Genomic DNA, 2,301 nt, shown 5'->3' with positions numbered 1-2,301 from the left:
GACGACGAGGTCGTTGTCTACGCCGAGCTCACTGAACTCGTTGATGACGACCGCGTACTTCTTGCCGTGGTCCTCCGTCAGGATGCGGTTGAGCAAGGTCGTCTTCCCAGCGCCGAGATAGCCGGTCAGCACGGTCACGGACATCCCGACGTGATCGACCTGCTTACGTCCCGCGAGACCGGCTCGTGAGAGACAGCAGCGCGACCAAGGACAACGCGGTGAGGCCGCCGCACGGCAGGAGCGCCGCGTGCGGCCCCAGCGTGTCCAGCACCAGCGCGAAGAGGAGCGGCGCCCCGCCCTGGAGAAGGCGCGCTGGGGCCGCCAGCAGCCCGGTCCGTAGTCAGCCGGCCCGGACAGGGCGAGCGGCAGGGTGCCGCGCGCAATGGTCAGCAGCCCGTTCCCGGCGCCGTGCAGTAGCACGAAGGGGATGGCGACCACGGGGCCCAGGAAGGCCATCAGCGCCGCTCCGACGGGGTGCAGGCTCGCGGCGAACTGGGCCGTGACGAGGGGCTCTGCGCCAGGCGGCCTCTCAGATCCTGGAGCAGATTGCTGGGCGAGGCGGCTGCCGTCGCTCCCGACGCCCTTCTAACCGTCTTCCCCGCGCTGGCTGTTCTGATCTGGCTGTGCGGCATCCTGCTGGAGCCAGATGCGGCAGTACAAGGGCTGCAGGACGCCGCGTCAGGATCTCTGCCGGCCGCGGCGGCGGAGGTGGCCGGTGAGCTCCTCAACCGCCTTGCTGCCTTCCGGGAAAGGGGGTTTGCCTGGGGGACCCCAGCCGCGGTGATCCCCGCCGCCCTCTGGGGAGCGATCGTTGCCTCTGACAAGCTCTTTAGCGCGCTGAACGTCGCCTACGACGAGCGGGAGAGCCGAGGCTTGCTCCGCCTGTACGCCGTTGCGCTGGTCTTCTCGCTCAGCGCCGCGGTCTTCATCTTGTTGGCACTCGGCGCTATCCTTGTGCCCGCCGCATTGGCCGACCGGGCAGGTACCGGCGGCATTCTGGACGGGCTACTACTTGGCCGCTGGCCGCTCCTTTTTGCCGCGGTGTCGTTTGGGCCGGCTCTGACTTACCGGCACGGACTCAGCCGCAAGTGCGCGCGGTGGCAGTGGGTGAGTTGGGGTGGCGCCCTAGCGGCGCTGGCCTGGCTCCTCAGCTCGGCTGCCCTCTTCTTCTATGTCGCACGGTCCAGGGGCTACGACCGGCTCTATGGCTCACTCGGCGCCGTGGTGGTGCTGATGGTATGGGCCTGGCTGTCGAGTGCCACCGTGCTGATCGGTGCAGCCCTCAATGCCGAGCTCGAGCGGCATTCTGCAGGTTCAGCCTGACTGACCGCCTGACCAGGAGTTTCCCCGAGTGGCTGACCTTCCATCGCATGACAACGCCGATCAGCAGCAGCTCCGGCTTATTCTTGCCGCCCTGCAGGATGGCGTCATCCTCATCGGCCCCGACCAGGCGATTACCTGGGCCAATAACGCAGCCCTTAGAATGCACGGTGTGCATGAGGTGGCCGAACTTGGTGCTACCGTGTCCGAGTACCGTAGACGCTTTGAGCTGCGCTACCGTAACCGGCACCGCCTGCCGGAGGGCGCCTACCCGATGGAGCGGGTGATGGCCGGTGAGGCCTTCGACGAGGTGGTGGTCGAGGTGGCGCCGGCCGGGGAGAACGAGGCGCTCTGGACGCACCGTATCCGCAGCCTGGTGCTCAACGATGCCGCAGGTGTTCCGAACTGCCTTGTGCTGATCCTGAACGACGAGACCGAGCGCTTCGACGCCGAGGAACGCTTCGAGGCGGCCTTCAGCGCGAACCCGGCGCCCGCGGTCATCCTGCGGCTTTCGGATCACCGGCACATCAAGGTCAACCGCGGCTTCCTCGAAATGACCGGCTACGTCGAGGAGCAGGTGGTCGGCCGCTCGGCCTACGAGATCGACGTGCTGGAGGGTGCTGCCCGACGGGAGTTCGCCGTTGAGCGGCTGCAGCAGGGGCGCACTATCCCTCAGATGGAGGCCGTGCTGCAGCTGCCCGGCGGCGGCGAGAAGCGGGTGGTGGTCGCCGGGCAGCCAATCGAGGTCGGCAACGCCGACTGCATGCTCTTCACCTTCGTCGATATCGAGCCCCACAAGCGGACCGAGGAGGCTTTGCGGAGGAGCGAGGAAGGGTTCGGGGTGGCCTTTCGCCTAGCACCAGTGCCGACCATCCTTGTCCTACGTTCCGGCTGCCGCCTGCTGCGGGCCAACGATGCCTTCGTTCGGGAGAGCGGCTACGCGGAGGCGGAGCTCATCGGCAAAGAGGCCGGGGAGATTGG

At 67.4% G+C, this 2,301-nt stretch carries 3 protein-coding genes; 2 read left to right on the top strand and 1 reads right to left on the bottom strand.

The annotated features are described in order from the left end of the window. A partial coding sequence (locus tag BO39_RS34845) for a GTP-binding protein (protein WP_281175649.1) occupies nt 1-456 on the bottom strand: 456 nt, incomplete at its 3' end. Nucleotides 457-546: 90 nt separating this feature from the next. Here BO39_RS34845 and BO39_RS29250 point away from each other — a divergent pair. Both BO39_RS29250 and BO39_RS29245 read left to right on the top strand, forming a co-directional pair. Further along, nucleotides 547-1,323 carry a YihY/virulence factor BrkB family protein gene (locus tag BO39_RS29250; RefSeq protein WP_052403039.1) on the top strand — a complete coding sequence of 259 codons (777 nt, stop codon included), beginning with the start codon at nt 547-549 and terminating at the stop codon, nt 1,321-1,323. Between the two features lie 28 nt (nt 1,324-1,351). Further along, nucleotides 1,352-2,301 (top strand): PAS domain S-box protein (locus tag BO39_RS29245; protein WP_043840403.1); only part of this gene is annotated, 950 nt, incomplete at its 3' end.

It is taken from the genome of Roseomonas aerilata DSM 19363 (assembly GCF_000711725.1).
GTDB lineage: Bacteria > Pseudomonadota > Alphaproteobacteria > Acetobacterales > Acetobacteraceae > Roseomonas > Roseomonas aerilata.
The sequence above is the reverse complement of the archived record's forward strand: the minus strand, read 5'-3'. Positions and strand labels throughout refer to the sequence as shown.